This is a genomic window from Synechococcus sp. W55.2, assembly GCF_047461635.1.
Taxonomy (GTDB): domain Bacteria; phylum Cyanobacteriota; class Cyanobacteriia; order Thermostichales; family Thermostichaceae; genus Thermostichus.
Genome location: NZ_JANSHM010000014.1, coordinates 22,246 through 41,453, shown reverse-complemented (window position 1 = coordinate 41,453; position 19,208 = coordinate 22,246). Strand labels below are relative to the sequence as shown.

Below are 19,208 nucleotides of genomic sequence, written 5' to 3'. Positions count from 1 at the left end.
TTAGCTGTGACGCAAGCCACCAACTTTGAACAGCTGGGAACTTTATTTTGGCAAGGATCCTACTCTGCCTTTTTTGCCCAGGCCGAACAAGAAAGTATTCCCTCAATTCTCCTAGAGACCATTGCTCTTTCCATCGCTCCTGAGTTTGCAGAAAGGTACAGGGGTGGATCTCTAGAAGGGTTATTGTGGCCACAGACAAAGCGACTTTTGCAAGTTCTGTCGATTGTCTATCAACCTGTTGCAGAACGCATGCGGGAGGAAGCCCTAAAGCTTCCTGTACACCACCACCATAGACTTCAGCTGCTGGCGCACAGCCTTGACTGCTTCGCTAGAGCTGGGGAAGAGGATTGGGTGTGGTTAGTATTGAAGCAAATTCTAGAAGATTGGCCTCCAAATGCCTTTATCAACTCTCTTTACGATCCCCAGACAGGCGAGGAAGTGGCGCGCCTGTGGCTATTTCAGGTTACTCAATACCTTCGTGACCTCTCTCAGGAGGAGGCTGATGCCTTTTTACCCACAGCCAGTTCCTTCTATCATCGAGAAGCTGCTGCTGCGTATGGCCGCTGGGTCAATCAGAAACGGAACGGCGACTCCGCCTGGCCAGAGTGGTATATCCCACCAGAAATCCGGCTAGATGAGCCTTTTGGAGCAGCTCTTGCAGAAATTTGCAGGGATCCCTCCCTGCGGGTGGTGGTCGAGGTAGGGGCCAGTAGTGGAGAAGGATCCACAGCTGTTTTGCGCTACGCCCTTCCTGACTCTGTTCGCATCTACAGCATAGAAGCTCATCCTGAGCGCTACAAAGAGTTGGCTAGAAGGGTAAGCAAGGATCCCCGCTGTGTCCCCATTCACGCTGCTGCCCAACCTAGGATCGCTACAGTGGAGGAGGTGGAAGAATGGCTGAAATCTTGCTCCAGCTTCTGGGTCCCCTATAGCCGAGAGCAGGCTCTGGAATGGCACCAGGAGGGACAAGATTTACTCAAGTCTGTTCCCACAGATGGGGCAAGCCGAGTTCCCAACCCCGACCTTCTTCTCATTGACGGCGGCAAGTTTACAGGCTGGTATGACCTCCAAGCTTTTTTGGAACAGGGCGCTCGCCCCAAGTACATTGCCTTGGATGATATCTTTGCTTTTAAGAACAGCCGTTGCTTGACGGAGCTCCCCAGCTATGGCTACCGACTCATTTGCTGGGGAAATGTCCGCAAAGGCTTTGCCATCTTTAAAGACAGCAGAGCCACTCTTCCCATTCACTTCTTCACCATTGTTTTAGACGGAGAGCCGTACATTGAGCGCCACTACTCCACCCTCTGCGAGTTGGATAAGCTAGGGATCCCCTGGCAATGGGTGGTGGTTGAGGGCGTTGCTGCCTTGCGGCATGACACAGGGTGGAGTTTGGCCAACGGTGGCCGGATCCCTGAGGAGTATGCTCAAGGGCACAGCTTAGATGGCACAGTTGAATACTTGAGAGACTTGGCGGCCAAGGATACCCGTGTTCGGCTGGTTCAGAAGCCTGATGGCCAGTTTTGGGATGGCAAAATCGAAATGGTCAGGGCAGCTCAGCCTGATTATCCCTGCTTGCTGTGGCAGTTGGATGCTGATGAGATTTGGACAGCTGAACAAATCCGACGGGTGCATCGACGATTTGAAGCAGACCCCAGTTTAGAGGCAGCTCAGTTCTACTGTCGCTACTTTGTGGGCCCCAATCTTGTGTTGGACAACAAAGGCAAGTGGGGCAACAACCCCCAGATGGAGGGGTGGCGGGTCTGGAGATGGGATTCCGCTGAGTGTGAGTGGCAAACTCACGAGCCGCCCATATTAACCCGAAATGGACAGGTTCCTAAGAAGGTTTTGACTGCAGACCAAGCAGAAGCAGAGGGCTTAGTGTTTGACCACTATGCCCATGCGTTGCGAAAGCAGGTGGAGTTTAAGGAGTCCTACTACGGCTATCAAGGGGCCGTAAAAGCCTGGGAAGAGCTGCAAAAAGCGGAAAAGCCCTGCTCCCTGCAGCCCTTTTTCCCCTGGGCATACGGGGATCCCTTGGTGGTAGAGGTGCGGCAACGTCTTCACCTATTTGTGGACGGGGTGTTCTTCCAGATGTTCCAAACTGGTATTGCTACAGTTTGGCGCAACTTACTGCGGGAATTGCCTCAGCTGGGGATTCGCATCACTTTCTACGATCGGGGTGGCATGGGAGAGCTACCCCAGGGTGTCGAGAGAATGCAGGGTCACCCCTTTAGCTACGCCCGCTGGGATGATCCTGAGTTGAGACAAGCTTTTATTTGGTCAGGGGCTGATGTTTTTATGAGCACCTACCATACATACCTGCCCTCTGACATTCCGCAGGTGCTCCTGCTCCATGACATGATCCCAGAAGTGCTGGGTCAGGATCTCTCAGATCCCATGTGGCGCCAAAAGCACGCAGCCCTTGAAGCAGCCGCTCGCATTGTAGCTGTTAGCCAAAACACGGCCTGTGACTTGCTGCGTCTAACTGGCAAAGAGGCAGTAGTAGCTTACCCTGGGGTTGACACCAGTGTATTCAAGCCGGATCCCTCAGCTATTCCCAAGCACTGGCTGCTGATTGGATGCCACCAAGGCACTCACAAACGACAGGAGTTATTTTTTGAAGCTTATCAGCAGTGGTCCTATAAGCCTTTCCCTGTCCTTTGCACTCATTCCTGGTCGACTCCAGAGGCTTATCGACAGGCGGCAGCTCCGCAACCTGTTATGAATGCTTATCTAGATCTGCAGCAGTTGGTTCAAGCCTACCAGAATGCCGTGGCGCTGGTTTACCCAAGTGCATATGAGGGATTCGGGCTACCCGTATTGGAGGCCATGGCCTGTGGGACCCCTGTCATTATCTATCCCAACTCTGCCTTAGTGGAAGTAGGAGGAGAAGCTGCATTTTATGTAGAGGACTCTTTGTCGGACACCCTGGTTCAGGTTCTGGATCCCAAGTTGCGCGCTGAGAAAGTCAGGAAAGGCTTAGAGTGGGTTAAGTCTTTTACCTGGGAGCGCATGGCTAAAACCATCCAGGAAGTTCTGCACCTTGCAGTCAAGCCAAGCCTAACAGCCTTGTAGTCTTGGCAAGCATCTCGCTGCTAACCAGTTTCACAGTGCCCCCACTGCCGGTGTGAAACCTCAATCCCTAACTTCTGGAGGAACGGTCACTCTGGCTCGAGCCTGGGCAACCAACCCATCCACGTACTCGTTCCAGCGCAGACCTTGGTGGGCTGGGATCCAAACCACCCGCACCTGAGGGCACTCCTGCTTGAGTTGATATAACTCCTCAACCAGATCCAAGTTTTCCACTGGCCCTGTGCGCCGCCGCCATCCCTGGGCTGCCCAGCGCTCCATCCAGTCGTTGTAGGTCTGTACGCAAAGGTGGGAGTCGCTGTAGATGGTATCTACGCCGTTGCCCTGGGTGTGGCGGCAATATTGTAAGGCCCGGATGAGGCCGGTCAACTCCATGCGGTTGTTGGTGCTATCGGGATCCCCTCCCCAAAACTCTTCCACAATTTGATCATCTTGAACCACCACCACAGCCCATCCCCCTGGCCCCGGATTGGGAGAACATCCCCCGTCGGTGAAGATGCCACTGTGGGGGCAGGCAACCAGACGGCTGGGGCGCGCTCCTTTGCGGCTGCGCATCCGTGAAACCTTGGCCATGGTGCTCATCCGATGCTAACGGGAAGATTTGGGATCCCGGCTCGACAACAGACACTGCATCTTACCGCACAAGGGCGTGCCAGCACCACTATTTAGTGTATCTAGTTCCGGGAAAGTTTTACTTTACACTATCAGTAGTATAAACCTCGTCAACACCAGCTCACGTGACGTAAGGTTAGAGAGACAGGGAAATTCTGCCAAAATGGCGCGAACAAAAACCCCCAGAAAATCTGGGGGAGGAGTGGTGTGTTGAGGTGATGAATACTCGCATGATATCTCTCGAATTCGGTGAGTAGGCCAAACCGGCGATAGATCCCTGCGTTTTTTTGCAGAAATCATTGCAGATACTGGAAAGCATCAGACACTAGAAGCCAGCGCATCAAAACTGAGCTTATTTCATCTTGATCAGGTATAGTGCTCGCTCTCGGAGAACTACCTATTTAGACACCAGATGTAGAGAAGCCTTAATGACTTTATCCTACGCACCTGCCGCCGACACTAGGGGTTGTGTTAAGCCCAAATGGGCATAGAGACGGGAAAAGTCAAAATTTGCTGACATTAGCTCCTGGATGCAGCGGACTTTCACCTCCTCGTGTAGGCGAATCTGCCCAAAAACCCGTTCGATGCGGTTGATGGTGGTGAAGGTGTCCAGATCCACCGAGAGAATCGGCACTTCCAGCTCTTCTGCTCGAGACCGAATGCGGGGATCCAGAGGGAGCTTGCCGGTCAAGATCAGGCAGAGGGTGGAAGTTTCTAGGGCGGCCAGTTGAATATCGGTGCGGTCTCCACCGGTGATCACCGCCTTGTGATCCAGCTTACGGAAGTACTTCAAGGCCGAGTTGACGTTCATCGCCCCTACCGCAATGTCTTCAACCATCAGGTCCATCCGATCCGGACAGCAGAGCACCTCGGCATCCAGTTGCCGCACCAACTCCCCAACGCTGATGCTGCGCAAAATGCGATGGGAGGGCAAAATCCCCAGCACCGGGATCCCGTGTCCCTCCAAAAAAGGCCGAATGATCGTTTTTGCCGGTTGCATTTGGTCAGGTGGCACATCGTTCAGCAGCACGCCTGCCAAGCGGGATCCCAGTTGACGATGGACAAAGAGAAGAGAATCAACAGCCAAGGAGGAATGGTAGCGACTGATCAGCAGTACCGGAGCATCCAGGGCTTGGGCCATCTTGGCCAGCGACAGGCCAAACAATTCCCCCTCGTAAAGATCGGCTGGGCCTTCCAGCAGCACCAAATCGGCAGGGGAGCGCCGGACAAACTCCAACAGAGGGGCAACCGGGCACTCTGGAGCTGGATCCCCGGGAGCTCGCTTCATTTGAGCCAGCAAAGCCTCTTCGTTGAGCCGGAGCAGCATCGGCGGCATTTGATCCATCGTCAGCCGCAGAGACTCCGCCACAAAGCGCATATCCGGATCGCCCCCTTCCAGCGAGCAATCTTCCCGCTCGCAAGAACCGATGGGCTTCCCATAGGTGACTTTTATCCCTTGCTGCTGCAGATGCTTGGCCAAACCCAAGATGGCAGCCGACTTACCGCTGAAGGGCTCAGTAGAACCAATTAAAAGGAACTTGGACACGGATGGCTCCCGGTAACGAGAGGGACGAAGGGATCCCTTACTCAGTCTAACGGAGGCTGCTCTCTCCTCAGTTCTGGACTAACCGATTAGGATCGACTCTTCAGGGTAGGTTACCAACGGGCGGGGCTGTTGTTGAGCCAAGGCCAAGACAATTGTCAATGCCCCCAACCGGCCCCAGAACATCACCAGCACAATGATCAGTTGGCCAAACCAGTTGAGCTCCCCGGTAAAGCCCGTCGAGAGGCCGCAGGTGGCAAAGGCGGAGATCACCTCAAACAACACCGGATCCAACCTACTGTTACTGTGGGTCAGCAAAATCAACCAAGCCGCCAACAATACCACAAACAGAGAAACCGTTAACACCGCTGCCGCCTTGCGCACCATGGAGGGATCCAAGCTGCGCCCGGCAATCTGAGCGCTGGGCAAACCGCGGGCATAGCCCCAGAGGGCCAACACCAACACCGCCAAGGTGCCGGTGGTTATGCCGCCCCCCATGGAAGCTGGGGCTGCCCCAATAAACATGAGAGCCATCAGCAGCAACTGGCTGGCCGGGGTCAAATCCTCAATGGGGATCCCGGCAAACCCGGCCGTTCGGGCAGAAACCGACTGAAAAAACGTCAGGCCCAAGCGGCGGGGCCAGCTTACCTCCAGCAGGGATCCGCCGGGCAAGCTCTCTCCCAAAAACAAGCCAATGCCGCCCGTGCAGAGCAAAACCACCACCACGCCCAGGGTAATCCGGGTGTGCAGAGAGGGGCGGTGGCCCCGTGGCCAGGTTAACAAATCCGACAAAACTGGGATGCCCAAACCGCCGATAAAAATCAGACCGGCCAAAATCGCCAGCGACAGACCGTCTGTAGGGATCCCTTCCCGGCCAAACAGGTCAAATCCTGCATTACAAAAGGCCGACACCGCGTGAAAAATAGCCAGAAAAACTGCCCGCCCCGGCCCATAGAGATCCCGCCAGTGCACCCAGAGCAGCAGAGCCCCCCCCAACTCAATGAGAGTGACCCCCAGCAGCACCCGCCGAGTCAATTCCAGGATCGCCCCCGGATCGATGAGACCCAGCGAATTGCACAGCGCCAAGCGATTGAGGAGGGAAATGCGCCGCCCGATCAATTGAAACACCACCACCGCCAACACCATGAAGCCCACCCCGCCAATCTGAATCAGGATCAGCAGCACAATCTGGCCCAACAGGGTGAGATCCTCCGCCGCCACAATCGTCGAGAGCCCCGTCACGCTCAGGGCCGACATGGCCGTAAACAGCGCCTCATTCCAGCTCAAGGGATCCCCGCGCCCGATCCCCGGCAACATGAGCACCAAAGTTCCCACCACTGCCAAGAGCCCCAACCCTACAACTAGGCGCAATGGCGGTGGCAGCGGGCGACGCCTGTCCCCCCCGAAAAACCACTGCAGACGATTCCCAAAGGCCCTAGAGGACTGAGACAATGCCGATCCCGGTGTCGGCAGGTGGCGGGCGCGGGATGGTACCGGTGGAACCAAGCGCTCAGAGCCCTCCTCTCGCGGAAGCGGGACGGAGCCCTCTCTCATCGGAGCCCTCCCTACATTTCATTCAGCCGCGAGATGTTGGTATTGGCCCCCAGAACCACCAGCAAATCCCCCTTTTCCAGCAGGTAGTCTGCGGGGGGAGAGACCACCAGCGATTGCTTTCGCTTCACCACCAACACTGTGATGCCGAAGCGGCGACGCAGATCCGACTCCGCCAGCGTGTGGCCCACCAACGCCTCCGGCACCTGTAGCTCCGTAATGCTGTAGCCCGGCTCCAGCTCTAGCTGATCCAAGATCCCCGGTGCCGTCAACACCTGAGCCAAACGGCGCCCCGCCTCTTGCTCCGGCAACACCACCCGATCTGCCCCCACTCGCAGGAGAATAGAGCGTTGCCGCTCGGTCGACGCCTTACAGACCACATTGCGCACCCCCAGACTTTTCAGGGCCACCGTCGTCAGCAAATTGCTCTCAAAATCGCTGCCAATGGCCACCACCACCGTGTCGAAGGAGAGGATATCCACCGCTCGCAGCGCATCTTCATCGCTGGAATCGAGTGCCACCACCTGCGTCAGCTGATCCGCCAGGCGCTGCACGATCTCACGGCTGCGGTCGATCCCCAAGACATTGTGCCCTCGCTCCATCAAGGTGAGAGCCAAGCTAGAACCAAAGCGCCCCAGACCAATTACCGCATATTCACGATCCACCCGCTGTCGTTCGCGCCAGCGGAACGCAGTCCCTGCCATAGGATCTCCTGCCCCCTCTTTCAAGAACAGATCATAAGTTCATCCAGCAGGGATCGGAAGGGCCGCGACTCTAGGCCGACTCAGGCTTGGGCAGCGTAGAGGGGTGAGGAATCAGCTCGCGGGTGGAACGGCGCTCCACCATCTCTGCGGTGATGCGGATGTATTTCAGGTCGCGGCGGGAGGGTGCCTCGTACATCACATCCAGCATTAGCTCTTCCACAATGGCCCGCAGAGCGCGAGCCCCGGTCTTGCGGCGATAAGCCTCTTTGGCAATGGCAGCAATGGCGGCAGGTTCAAACTCCAGTTCCACCCCGTCCATGCGCAACAGCTTCTGCGCCTGCTTGAGAATGGCGTTTTTGGGCTGCGTCAGGATCGCCTCCAGCGCCTTCTCATCCAGCGGATCCAAAGTCGCCACTACCGGGAGCCGCCCCGTGAATTCGGGAATCATGCCGTACTTGATCAAGTCTTCAGGCTCCAAAGCCTTGAGGGCATTGGCCATACGTTGCTCGCGGCTAACCGACAATTGCTCCCCTGGCTTGATAAAGCCCATCGATTTCTTGCCAATGCGCTGCTCGATTACTTTTTCCAGGCCAACAAAAGCCCCCCCGCAAATGAAGAGAATGTTGGAAGTGTCGATTTGAATGCAGTCTTGATAGGGGTGCTTGCGCCCTCCCTGGGGAGGCACGTTGGCTATTGTCCCTTCCAGCATCTTCAACAAAGCCTGCTGCACCCCCTCGCCGGAGACATCGCGGGTAATGGAGGGGTTCTCGCTTTTGCGGGCAATTTTGTCGATTTCGTCGATGTAGATGATGCCGCGCTGGGCCTCTTCTACGTCCATGTCCGCCACCTGCAGCAGGCGCAACAGGATGTTTTCCACATCCTCGCCCACATAGCCAGCTTCCGTAAGGGTGGTAGCATCTGCAACCGCAAAAGGCACATCCAACATGCGAGCCAGGGTTTCCGCCAGCAGGGTTTTGCCGGAGCCAGTGGGGCCAATGATCAAAATGTTGGACTTCTGTAGCTCCACCTCATCCAGTTCCGAAACTCCGACGCTACCGGGGTTGGCCTTGGCAGCCAGACGCTTGTAGTGGTTGTAAACCGCCACCGACAAGACCTTCTTAGCTTTTTCTTGGCCGATCACGTATTGGTCAAGATAGCGCATGATCTCCTGCGGCTTGGGCAACTGAGCCAGAGAAGGCAGGCTGCGGGAGGGTTTTTTGGGGGTTTCGCGACGGCTGGCGGCAGGGGCGGCAGCAGGAGGAGTGTTGCCGTCGTAGAGTTCCTCATCCAAAATCTCGTTGCAGAGCTCCACGCACTCGTCACAGATGTAGACCCCCGGCCCCGCAATCAACTTACGCACCTGATCCTGTGACTTGTTGCAGAAGGAGCACTTTAGATGGGAGTCATATTTGGCCATGGGATCCTCGTTGCTGCTTGCTCTTGGCTATCCTAATCCGGCAAAAGCCAGAAGAAAACTAAACCTTCCAATCCAGTCGCAAATTGGCTGCGAAAGCGTAAGGAGGCCGAAGTTGGTGGAATCTCACTGACCTACTAGTCTAGCATCTCCACTGGGCTCGTAGGGCTTGTTTCCGGATCCCCAAGGGGGCAGGGTGCCAAGAGATTCCCATGGGGATCAACTGGAAAGACTGGAGATATAGTCATTTCAAACTGGATTGAGACACTTCCCAAGCGCTCCGTGCCGCTTCCGCGACCACCCACTCTTCAAAAGGGAGCTGGGAAGCAATGCAACGGAGGTGTTTCATTCTTGCTTCAAAGCGACCATAAGCTTCTCCAGCGCTCTGCGCTACCCGTGCAAACGCCACAGCCTCGGTTCTCCCCAAGTGTCTCACAAGGAGGAAAACTGGAAATGGAAGGGGTGAGCCGTTTCGCTGCTATCGGGAATGGTCATACATCCTTTGGACGGATTTATAGAAAAACCGCCCGACTTGACGCCGAGCGGAAGATGGTGTGAGGAGTGAACGGAAACATGCGTCTCCGCTGATCCCATCATAGTTGAACTTATCTGGCACTGGCAAAGGAATCCTTCAGTTAAGTTGGATACTTTTTGGAGGTGTGGCCGCGCCTTTTTGTAACCAAAAAGGGGAAGGAACTGTCCGTGTTTCGTTCGCTTCCCCCTATTGGCGTCCACTCCTCACTAGAGGTGAATCATAAATTATCCCTGCCGCTAAGACAACCCACCCTACCCAAGTTTTTCGGGGATCCACCCTGTCAAGGATGCAGATCACCGGATTCCACGGTGGGATCCAGCGCCAACAGCTCCGCTTCGGTCAGCAGGGGGATCCCCAGTTGTTGGGCTTGCTCCAGCTTGGAGCCGGGGTCAGAGCCCACCACCACGTAGTCGGTTTGGCGGCTGACGCTGGCGGTGACTTTGCCCCCCCGACTCTCAATCCAAGCCTTGGCCTGCTGGCGGGAGAGGGTGGGCAAGGTGCCGGTGATTACGAATTTTTTCCCGGCCAGGATCTGGGAGACGGCAGGGTTCTCCTGCTGAGGAAGAGCGGGGATCCCTAGCGCCTGCAACTCCTGCAACAGGCGACGATGGGCCGGCTCGGCAAACCAGGCCACCACCGCTTCCGCCACTTCCGCGCCTATCCCATAGATCTGGGCGATGGTTTCTGCGCTGGCTTGGGCCAAAAGCTCAGGGGTGGGAAAATGGCCAGCCAAAATCTGGGCAGTGACCACCCCCACATGGGGGATCCCCAGCCCGTAGAGCACCCGTTCCCAGGGCTGTTGACGAGAGCGCTGAATGGCTTGCACCAGCTTTTGGCTGGAGCGGGATCCCATTCCCTCCAAACCCTGCAACTGCTCTGGGGTGAGGCGGTAGAGATCGGCTACGGTGCGCACCCCCAAGCTCTCCACCAATTGGGCTGCCCGCTTTTCCCCTAAGCCTTCGATATCCAAAGCATCACGGCTGGCCCAGTGCTGCAATTGGCCGCGCAACTTAGCCGGGCACTCGGGGTTGGGGCAGCGGGTCACGGCTTCGCCAGGGGGACGAACCAAAGGGGCGTGGCATTCGGGGCACTGGCTGGGCAGGCTGTAGGGAACAGCGTCGGCAGGGCGCAATTCCTTCAGGATCCCGACCACCTCCGGGATGATCTCCCCGGCTTTGCGCACGATGGCAGTATCGCCAATGTGCACATCCAGCTCCTGCAGGCGATCGGCATTGTGCAGGCTGGCGCGGCTGACAAGGGTGCCGGCCAAAGGAACCGGCTCCAGCTCTGCTACTGGAGTGACGGCGCCGGTACGGCCCACGCTGGCCACGATGGCGCGGATGCGGGTGGGGACTTCCTGGGCAGGGTATTTGAGGGCAATGGCCCAGCGGGGAAATTTTTGCGTAAAGCCGGCCTCCTCCTGCAGCCGCAAGGAGTTCAATTTCACCACCACCCCGTCGCTGGCGTAGGGGAGCTGGGCACCCCGCCATCGCTCATAAAATTGGATCACTTCTCCCAAGCCCCGACAGACCTGGGAAAGGGGGTTGACTGGAAATCCCAATTCCTTGAGCTGCTGCAGACACTGCCACTGGGTTTGCGGGGGATCCCCGGCAGGCCATCCCTCCGGCCAGTGGAGGGCGTAGGCGAAGAAGCTGAGCTTGCGGGCGGCCACAACGCGGCTATCCAACTGCCGCAGGGTACCGGCAGCACAGTTGCGCGGGTTGGCAAAGGGGGGATCCCCGGCGGAGCAACGCTCCCGGTTAATCCGCTCGAACTCGGCCAGGGCCAGATAGACTTCCCCCCGCACCTCCAAAACGGGAGGCGGATCTGCTGTCGCCAGCCGCAGGGGAATCGAACGAATGGCGCGCACGTTGGGGGTGATGTCCTCTCCGGCCTGTCCGTCCCCCCGAGTAGCGCCCCGCTCCAAAAGACCCTCGATGTAGGTTAGGGCCAAGGCGGCGCCATCAATCTTCAGCTCACATACATATTCCAGCTCTCCCTCTGTCCTGCTGTCGGGAACAGGGGCAAGGCCCAAAACTCGCAGCAGGCGCTCTTGCCACTCCTCCAGTTCTTCTGGGTTGAAAGCGTTTTCCAAGCTGTAGAGGGGGATGCGGTGGAAGACGGTGGGAAAATGCTCTGCAGGTTTTTCTCCCACCCGCTGAGTAGGGCTATCGGGAGTGACCAGTTCAGGGTAAGCCCGCTCCAGCTCTTGCAGCTCGCGGTAAAGGCGGTCGTAAACGCTGTCTTCCAGGATGGGAGCATCGTGGACATAGTAGGCAATGCTGGCCTTCTGCAGCAGGGTGCGCAGCTCGCGGGCGCGTTCTTCCAGATGGGGATCCATAACTCCTTGGGTGAGCAAGGTCTACCCCTAGGTTAGGGCTCCTGAGGAGCCAATAAGTAGGAGCCGATATTCTCCAAGCTGGGAGGATGTAGGAAGGGGATGGTCAAGATGGCCTGCTGGGAAAATGGCTGGGGGAGCTGGGCCAGAAGAGTCTGGTGACGACGGCGGAGGGCCTCTCCAAAGGGGGTAGAATCCTCCAACCACACCCGATTGAGAACGGCGTAGGGATGAGGGATCCCCAAAGCATCCAATTCCGCCAAAAGACGCTCGGTTTCTGCCAGAACCGCCTGCTCGGGGTTAAAGACGGGGATAAAGGTGACAAGCTGGGGATCCTGGAGCTGCTGCCGAAGCTGCCGCACCTGGGCCAAAAGCTCCCGCATCCGCTGCGCCCATTCCGACCTGCCCACCACATCCCGATATTTCAGCCACAGCTTCAGGGCCAAGCTCACCCAACCTTCCAGAGCCTGGGGCATCTGCAGAAACCGCAGGAGATGCCCTGTGGGGGCCGTGTCCAGCACCACCAGGTCAAACTGCCCGCTCGTCTCCTGTCGGAGAACACTCAACAGGGCCATCACCTCATCCAAGCCGGGTGGGGGCATCTGCAGCAGTTGCCGCCACGCCTGTGGGTCGTATTGGACTTCCACCCCTGCCGTCCCCTCCCCTGCCAAGATGGCCGCCACCTCCTCCAGATAATCCTGCCGGAATTGCTCCAGCACCGCCGCCGCATCGACCTCCTGCCCCAGCAGGTTGGGCAGCAGGGGAATGGGATCCTGACCCAGTTTCGTCTGAAACAGATCCCCCAACGAGTGGGCCGGATCGATGGAGACCAGCAAGAGCTGCTTGTCGGGATGGCGCTTGGCCAAGTTCCAAGCCAGGGCCCCGGCCACCGTCGTCTTGCCCACACCCCCTTTGCCCCCCACCAACACCAGTCGGATCCCTTGGGTCAAAAAATCCGGTAGGGACGGGATCCCCCTGAAGGAAGGGAAGAGGGTAGAGAAGGGAGACTTTCTCTTCTCTTGGCTCTCTGCTTTTTGCTCTGGGATCCCTTCCAACTCCAGCAGCACCTCTGGCAAGGGGCGAAGCTGCTGAACCAGCTCATCCAGGGCCGCCAACCCAATTGGCTCCTGCAGTTGATAAGGACAGACCCAGATAGGATATCCGGGCAGCTCCTCCTGTAGGGCTTTGAGCACACGCCGCTGTTCCTGTTGCCGCGCCGAGTAGAGAGGAGAGGGGAGAGCAGCGGGCAGCGAAGGTTGGCTGTTATTCTCTCTTGCAAGCAGCACCTGATTGACCAGAAGACCGCCGATGGGCACGCGGCGGTTTTGCAGTTGCTGACAAAAGCGGCGGGTTTCCGCCACGCTCAACTGCTCCGGGATCATCACCAGCCAAGCAGAAGTGCTCTCCGGAGTGGTCAAGCGGGCTTTGCCCCCCTCCAGTTCCCTCTGCAACTGGGCTAAAAATGCATCCGCCTCATCCGGTCGATAGGTGCCTGTCAGGGCTTGGGCGATCTCCCGATGCTTGGCCTGAAAGGTGGCAAACACGGCCAGCAGATTATCCAAAAAGTCGGGCAGCTCCAACAGCCGCAGGGTGTGCCCGGTGGGGGCCGTGTCCAAGATAACGGTATCCACTTCCTCCCCAGCCAGCAGCCGGTTGACCTCCAGAATGGCCATCAGCTCATCCACCCCCGGCCACGCCAAATCCCAGATCGGCAGCAGATCCTCTCGGCCAAACCAACTGCCCCGCTCGGCAATGAGCTCCAGGGCCGGCCCATAGGTTTGCCGAAAAGACCGCAGCAAAATCTCCGCCTGCAAAGCCCGCACCTGCAAATTGGGGCGATCCGGCAAGGGTTGGGCCACATCCGTAACCGAGATTTGCAGCACGTCCCCCAACGAGTGGGCGGGATCCGTGGACATCAGGAGCAGACGGCGCTGGGGATCCACCTGGGCCAGTTGGCGAGCCAGCGCGCAGGTCAAGGTTGTTTTGCCCACTCCTCCCTTGCCGCTGAACAGCAAGAGGCGTTGGGAAGCCAAGAGCAGAGGATGGCAGGAATGCTCCTCACTGTTAACGCGACTGAGTTGCAAAGGGATCCCCTCCCACATAGGTCGCCCCTATTTTGGCCTGGATCCCTCTTGGGGATGCTCTAGATCACTGCAAAGGTACTCCGCACCGCTGACGGGATGGGTGTACGGGAGCAGCTCACCGCAGTTTCTCCTCTCCAAGCCACACCCGGCGACGTCCTCTGTCCCACACCAGCAGCGCGTGGATCCCAATCCAAAGTCCTGTCCACAGCCAGTTGTGCAACCAGATTTTGCCCAGGATGGGCAGGGTCAAGCCCTCCGTTCCCCCCAAGACCAGGCCGGCTGCCAAAATCAGCCCTTCAAAAGCCAGAAACCCCAAGATGAGCATGGCCGGGATCCAGAGATAGTTCAGCAGCAGTTGCCTTGGCCGAAGCGGCTTGGACTGAGAAAACAGAGGTCGGTAACCGCCAGCAAGAGCAATCCCCACCGTGCCGATCCCCAGCACCAACCCCCAGGCAAACGAATCGGGAGTGCGGGGATAGTTGTGCCAGGTGTAGCCAAAGATTTGGTTGGCCAGCCAAATCATCAAGGCACTAATGATTGCCCTTTGTCGGGTTAAAGTTGTGCCTGCAACAATACCAACAGTTACAAAAGGAAGGGTACATGTATAAGCAATATTGCTGAGACAGCCGACGGTGGTAAACAAGCTGGGCCAGAACCAGCCTTGGGCCAAATCTTGAGCAGCTTGTATCCAAAGTGGGGCTGAGATCAAGCGGCAAGATCTGGGGATAGGTTGAGCACTCGGTTGCAGGCCAATCATGCTTTAATCTCCTGGAAAAAGGTGGTCTTTCAGAGGACAGCTATTAAGCAAATGCTCAAAAACAATTTGCCGAGCTACTTGGGGAGTAACCCGCTTGTACCAGGTGCGATCCCCAGAGTAAAAAACCACGGGCCCCTGTTGGCAAACTTCCAAGCAGCCTGAGGTGATAACCTGTACGTCCAGGTTGGCTTCTCGAAGAGCCGATTCCAGAGCTTCCACAACCGGTTGGTAGTTGCGGGAAGGATAACAACGGCTGGAACGACAAACAGCAAGGTAGGGACGTTTAAGAGGGTTATCCTCATAGGGGATCCGCTCTTTCCCCTGCACATAGATGGCGCGGATGCGCTCGTAAAGAGAAAGCTTTTGGTAATCTGCTTTGCCTTCCGGCAGGTAGTCTTCCTCTGGCCCCAAAAAGGGGCTGGGCAGAAAAATCTGCAGCAAAGGCTCTTCTGCTCCATTCCAGAATTGGATCCCCCACATGCGGGGCTGACCTTGGGGATTGAGGCGCCGGTAGAGAGCAGCACGGCTAACCAATCTTTTGCGGCGCAGCTCAGGTGGGGTCTTGCGATGGGGGCCGCCTTGGTGCTCCTCCAGGCACAAATGCAGGTGCCAAGTTTCGGTGGCAACGGTTAGATAGCCATCGTAGAGCACGCACAAAGCTGGAGGTTTCTTGAAAGCCAGCTCCAGCACCCCGCCTTCCGCCACATGGCCCACCTGGATCTCGGCCCAGTGCTCTTGAAACAGCTCGTAGAGCAACGGCCCCAAGCAGTCAATATGGGCAGGGATCCCTTCATAAAGGGTTGTCCAACCCGTCAGAGAAACTTCCTGCCAAGTTTGATGGAGAGGGGTTATCCAGGGCGTGAAAGCGGCCATGAGAGAGCTCCTCAAGGTAGTGGTGGAATACGAGTAATCACCTCTTTTTTGAGAGGGCGCTCGGCCCAGGGTAGGATCCCATCTGGCTTGGTGAGGTAGAGCTCTGCTGTCTGCAGAATGAGATCCACATCTTTTGGATCGAGATCTCCAAAAACATAGGTCATCTTTTGAGGTGCTGCCAACGCAACGACACAAGCATGGCTGCAGCCGCTCATACAGGCAACCGGCTTCAGGGTCAGTTGAGGATTGAGGGTTTGAGATTGCAGGGCAGACAGCAGCATTTCTCCCTTGCTAATCCCTTCTTTTTGGCCGTTAACCCACCGAGATCCGCAGGTGATGCAAACCCAGAGATAATGACCGCTGGGTTGCTGAGCAGCGCTGCCAGCTTGGATGGGCAACTGGGAAGTTGATCGAGACATGGTGCTCCTTGATATAGTCATAGGTTTCTGTCCAAGCAAAGGGTGTGAGAAGAGGCAAAGACGATCTCAATGTCTTGGCCAAGGATTCAGCAGTGAGTTAGACAGCTAAAAGTCAGCCTCAAGTCGCTCTAAAATTGGCCCCTTAAATTAAGCCGAACGGTGCGACCCACTCCGGGGTAGCCGGGGAAAACCTCATATTGCTCATCCAGCAGGTTATCGACTCCCACCTCGAGAGCGAGATTTTCTGCAACCGGGATCCCTCCCCGCAGAGCCAGGTTGGTGTAGCCGGGCAGAGATTGGGTATTGGCGTTGTTGGTAAAGAAAGTGCCAATGTGATGCAGGAAAACTGAGGCATACCGATCCTCTGCATCGCGGTAGCTCAGGCACAGGTTTAGGCTGTCTGCTCCCACGAAGGCTAGCTGTTTGCCAACCGCTTTGGGATCCAGCGCCGAGCGGATGATGGGATCGTTCAGGGTGTAGTTGGCAAAAAGAGTCCAGTTTTCCCCCAATCGCAAATCCAGGGCTGCTTCCAAGCCCGTGTATTCCACGAGCTCAATGTTTTCGTAGGTTCCCCTGCGCGGGCCGGTGCTGACAAAGGTGATGCCATCGCGGATGCGGTTATGGGCAAAGGTCAAGCGCAGCAGGCCAAAATCTCCCAGAGCCTGATCCAGGCCAATGTCAAAACTCTCTCCCCGCTCCGGTCGCAAATTGGGGTTCCCATCTACCTCAAAAAAGCCCCGCAAACGAAAGAATAAGTTTGAGATCAAGGGGGTGCGAAAGCTGCCGGCATAATTGGCCCTCAGGGTGGTGCTTTCTGCCAAAACCCAGCGGATCCCTGCGGCAGGAGAGGTGGCCGAACCGTTGACCAGATTGCTCGAATCTTGGCGAACACCTAAGTTGAGATAAAAGTTGGGCTGTGGCTTGTAATCCAGGCGGGCAAAGAGGGCCCCTTGGTTCACGGTATTGTCGTAGTTGACATTGGTGGATCCCCTGGCAAAGGAGAAGGTGGTGTTGCGAGCTGAAATGGATCGGTAATCCGCTCCTAGAGTAAGCTCCAGGTTTTCAGCAGCCTTCCAGGTGTATTGCAGTTGGGATCCCCACCCCGTTCGCGAGATCTCATCCCGGGATCCCTGGCTTTGTGGGGCGCTGAAGCGATAGTTGAGGTCGTCAAAAAATACCCTAGCTTGCAGGGATCCCCTCTCTTGATCCCACAGCCAACTGAGATCTAACAGCAGGTCGTTGGTGTTTTGCACTGCATCGGGGGAGGGAAACTCGGTGCTGCCAGGCACCTGAAACGCTTTGTTGAGATAAAGGGCATTTCCGGTTAGGACTTGGCCTTCTGCCAATTGCCAGGTGAGCTTGGCTTGTAGGTTGTGATACTCCACCGCCGAGTTTTCCCGCCTGCCGGCTTTGCCCAAACGCCTAATTTCAAAAGGAAAGTCGTTGTTGCTCTGCAGACGGCGATAGCTGACCACCCAGCCCAGATCCTGCACCTGGCCGCGGTTCTGGATCCCTTGCTCATTGAGGCCGTAGCTGCCGATAGCCGCTTCCAGCACAGTCTCGGATCTCGGCTTTGGCTCCAGGGTTACGATATTAATGACCCCGCCAACCGCGTCCGATCCATACAAAGTGGAGCCCCCGCCTGGGGAGACCTCGATGCGCTCAACTCCATCCGTGGTGATCTTGGACAGGTCAAACCCGCCAAAAAAGCCCAGGTCGTTAATGGGGCGGCCATCCAACAGCACCAAAACCTGGGCCGTTCGTCCTCCCCGCATAAACTGGGAGCTAAGGGCTCCCAACTGGGTTCCTGCCGTGCCGTCGCTGAGGATCCCGGGCAGGTAGCGCAGGGCCTCCTGAACCGTTCTTGCCCCTTGCTCTCGAATTTGCTGGCGGGTAATGACGTAAACCGGGCGGGAAGAATCCCGCAGCAAACCAGGACGGCGAAAAGGTGTGGTGACGGGTTGATTTAAAATCTCGGCGCTAACACCGGTTTCCAACACCTCTTGAGCTGAAGGTGAAGAGGCCGCCGGCTGCGCCCACGCTGGGATCCCCAAAACAAGACCCCCCAGCGCCAGGCTGAGACCTAGAATGGGATTCATTTTCTTTCTTGAAGCTCCTGATTCCGTGCGACGCGGAAGAAATGCGAGCCAAAACCGCAGGCGGGCATCCTGACTGAGGGCATGGGTCTAGCCCAAGCCCATCACAGTTGCGGCACAGCGCCGGATTTGCACCGGACTTTCCCCTTTACATGCCCTGGCTGATCCCCAGGACAACCTGTCGGTACAGCTTTCTCTGCGATTGCTCCGAGAAAGCCGTGCTAGGCATCATACATCCCCTGCTCTGGAGTTCCTATCCTGCCAGGGGGGATGTCATCCCCAGGGGTGAACGGGATCCCAACGGCAATCCCAGGGCTTCGGATGGGCCACATCCCACCAACTTAGAAAACCTGGGCCAGACTTCTTCTTTGCTTTGTAAGCAGTTAAAGAGTAGCCCACTACTATTCCAGATCCTGAGGCCCAGGGATCCCTTGACTTTTGAAGAATTTGAAGAATAGGGAGGATAGAGATACGCTGAGATCTTGCAAAATCCACAGCCTTTGGGAGAGTAAGAGGGGAGCAGTGGCTTGGCTGCTGTCCACGGGATTCATTGGACTAGTACCCAACCGGGTAGAAAAGAGGAGCTTTTTCGATTTCAGGCGGGGCTGTCGTCTGGTGGGCTGGATCCGGCTCAACTTGGCTGGGAGAGGCAATTGGCACCTCGATCATCCGATCCGGTACCAGCGGCACCATTTCGGAGCGGTCGGCAATTTCCCGCAGAGAATTGGCGATGGATTCCTGAGTCAGCAGAAACTGTCGTTCGTTGCGTTGCATCTGCTGCCACACCTGGTAACGCTGGCTCCACCGGCTTTGGGTATGCACAGTCCAACTGTAAAGGCTCAACACTGAAACGCCGGAGAGGATAGCCATCCCTGTGGAGATTTGCTTCCACCAGGCTAGGTGTTCTGCCCAAGCAAGATGCTGGCTGCGAGGATGGGCTGATTTCAACTTCAAATTCAAAGGTTGGGTGCGGCTGGCCTGAACTGTACCGGAGAGGGGTCGGCTCAGAGCAGAAGGCTGTCTGTGGCGACGAGGGCTCTTGGGACGATCAAGACCTGCGTTCAAAGGCTGGCTAACCATAGGGCTTAACCTCACACACACCAAGGGATCCGACGGTGCAGGACTGCCGGTTCCGCTTCACCCTAGTTCCCCGCATCCCCCAATAGCAACCCCCTTCTCCCGATTCCCGGCC

At 57.0% G+C, this 19,208-nt stretch carries 13 protein-coding genes and 1 riboswitch; of the genes, 1 reads left to right on the top strand and 12 read right to left on the bottom strand.

Annotated elements, in window-relative coordinates:
* The first annotated feature begins 351 nt into the window (after positions 1 to 351).
* Positions 352 to 3,075, top strand: coding sequence for a glycosyltransferase (locus NW828_RS04860; protein WP_414382022.1), 2,724 nt, complete (start codon positions 352 to 354; stop codon positions 3,073 to 3,075).
* Positions 3,076 to 3,135: 60 nt separating this feature from the next.
* Here NW828_RS04860 and NW828_RS04855 read toward each other — a convergent pair whose 3' ends face one another.
* From NW828_RS04855 to NW828_RS04800, 12 genes are all read right to left on the bottom strand, one after another.
* On the bottom strand, positions 3,136 to 3,663 hold the full coding sequence (locus NW828_RS04855; RefSeq protein WP_414382019.1) for a ribonuclease H family protein: 528 nt from the start codon (positions 3,661 to 3,663) through the stop codon (positions 3,136 to 3,138).
* A 478-nt stretch (positions 3,664 to 4,141) separates the two neighbouring features.
* A complete protein-coding gene (locus NW828_RS04850; protein WP_414382017.1) occupies positions 4,142 to 5,248 on the bottom strand; it encodes a phosphotransacetylase family protein in 1,107 nt (368 codons plus the stop codon).
* Between the two features lie 78 nt (positions 5,249 to 5,326).
* Entirely contained in the window at positions 5,327 to 6,751 is a 1,425-nt protein-coding gene (locus tag NW828_RS04845) for a TrkH family potassium uptake protein (RefSeq protein ID WP_414382015.1), read from the bottom strand.
* Between the two features lie 59 nt (positions 6,752 to 6,810).
* A complete protein-coding gene (locus NW828_RS04840; RefSeq protein ID WP_414329043.1) occupies positions 6,811 to 7,500 on the bottom strand; it encodes a potassium channel family protein in 690 nt (229 codons plus the stop codon).
* A 70-nt stretch (positions 7,501 to 7,570) separates the two neighbouring features.
* Positions 7,571 to 8,917 carry an ATP-dependent protease ATP-binding subunit ClpX gene (clpX, locus tag NW828_RS04835; protein ID WP_414382013.1) on the bottom strand — a complete coding sequence of 449 codons (1,347 nt, stop codon included), beginning with the start codon at positions 8,915 to 8,917 and terminating at the stop codon, positions 7,571 to 7,573.
* Positions 8,918 to 9,729: 812 nt separating this feature from the next.
* On the bottom strand, positions 9,730 to 11,790 hold the full coding sequence (gene ligA / locus NW828_RS04830) for an NAD-dependent DNA ligase LigA (protein ID WP_414382037.1): 2,061 nt from the start codon (positions 11,788 to 11,790) through the stop codon (positions 9,730 to 9,732).
* A gap of 32 nt (positions 11,791 to 11,822) precedes the next feature.
* Positions 11,823 to 13,871 (bottom strand): ArsA family ATPase, encoded by a 2,049-nt coding sequence (locus tag NW828_RS04825; protein WP_414382011.1) that lies wholly within the window; start codon positions 13,869 to 13,871, stop codon positions 11,823 to 11,825.
* A gap of 115 nt (positions 13,872 to 13,986) precedes the next feature.
* Complete coding sequence (locus NW828_RS04820) at positions 13,987 to 14,394, bottom strand: hypothetical protein (protein WP_238376949.1); 408 nt, start codon at positions 14,392 to 14,394, stop codon at positions 13,987 to 13,989.
* 237 nt (positions 14,395 to 14,631) lie between these two features.
* A complete protein-coding gene (locus NW828_RS04815; protein ID WP_414382008.1) occupies positions 14,632 to 15,501 on the bottom strand; it encodes a (2Fe-2S) ferredoxin domain-containing protein in 870 nt (289 codons plus the stop codon).
* An 11-nt stretch (positions 15,502 to 15,512) separates the two neighbouring features.
* Positions 15,513 to 15,920, bottom strand: a complete 408-nt coding sequence (locus tag NW828_RS04810) for a DUF1636 domain-containing protein (protein WP_414382005.1) — start codon at positions 15,918 to 15,920, stop codon at positions 15,513 to 15,515.
* Positions 15,921 to 16,048: 128 nt separating this feature from the next.
* A complete protein-coding gene (locus NW828_RS04805) occupies positions 16,049 to 18,019 on the bottom strand; it encodes a TonB-dependent receptor plug domain-containing protein (protein ID WP_414382002.1) in 1,971 nt (656 codons plus the stop codon).
* A gap of 41 nt (positions 18,020 to 18,060) precedes the next feature.
* Positions 18,061 to 18,213: riboswitch (cobalamin riboswitch) on the bottom strand.
* Between the two features lie 358 nt (positions 18,214 to 18,571).
* Positions 18,572 to 19,096 carry a hypothetical protein gene (locus NW828_RS04800; protein WP_414381999.1) on the bottom strand — a complete coding sequence of 175 codons (525 nt, stop codon included), beginning with the start codon at positions 19,094 to 19,096 and terminating at the stop codon, positions 18,572 to 18,574.
* Positions 19,097 to 19,208: the final 112 nt, after the last annotated feature.

What these genes read in the sequence shown, in the direction of transcription:
- NW828_RS04855 (WP_414382019.1), bottom strand. Translation starts at nt 3,663, where the DNA reads ATGGCCAAGGTTTCACGGATGCGCAGCCGCAAAGGAGCGCGCCCCAGC.
- NW828_RS04840 (WP_414329043.1), bottom strand. Translation starts at nt 7,500, where the DNA reads ATGGCAGGGACTGCGTTCCGCTGGCGCGAACGACAGCGGGTGGATCGT.
- clpX (WP_414382013.1), bottom strand. Translation starts at nt 8,917, where the DNA reads ATGGCCAAATATGACTCCCATCTAAAGTGCTCCTTCTGCAACAAGTCA.
- ligA (WP_414382037.1), bottom strand. Translation starts at nt 11,790, where the DNA reads ATGGATCCCCATCTGGAAGAACGCGCCCGCGAGCTGCGCACCCTGCTG.
- NW828_RS04820 (WP_238376949.1), bottom strand. Translation starts at nt 14,394, where the DNA reads ATGATTTGGCTGGCCAACCAAATCTTTGGCTACACCTGGCACAACTAT.
- NW828_RS04815 (WP_414382008.1), bottom strand. Translation starts at nt 15,501, where the DNA reads ATGGCCGCTTTCACGCCCTGGATAACCCCTCTCCATCAAACTTGGCAG.
- NW828_RS04810 (WP_414382005.1), bottom strand. Translation starts at nt 15,920, where the DNA reads ATGTCTCGATCAACTTCCCAGTTGCCCATCCAAGCTGGCAGCGCTGCT.
- NW828_RS04805 (WP_414382002.1), bottom strand. Translation starts at nt 18,019, where the DNA reads ATGAATCCCATTCTAGGTCTCAGCCTGGCGCTGGGGGGTCTTGTTTTG.
- NW828_RS04800 (WP_414381999.1), bottom strand. Translation starts at nt 19,096, where the DNA reads ATGGTTAGCCAGCCTTTGAACGCAGGTCTTGATCGTCCCAAGAGCCCT.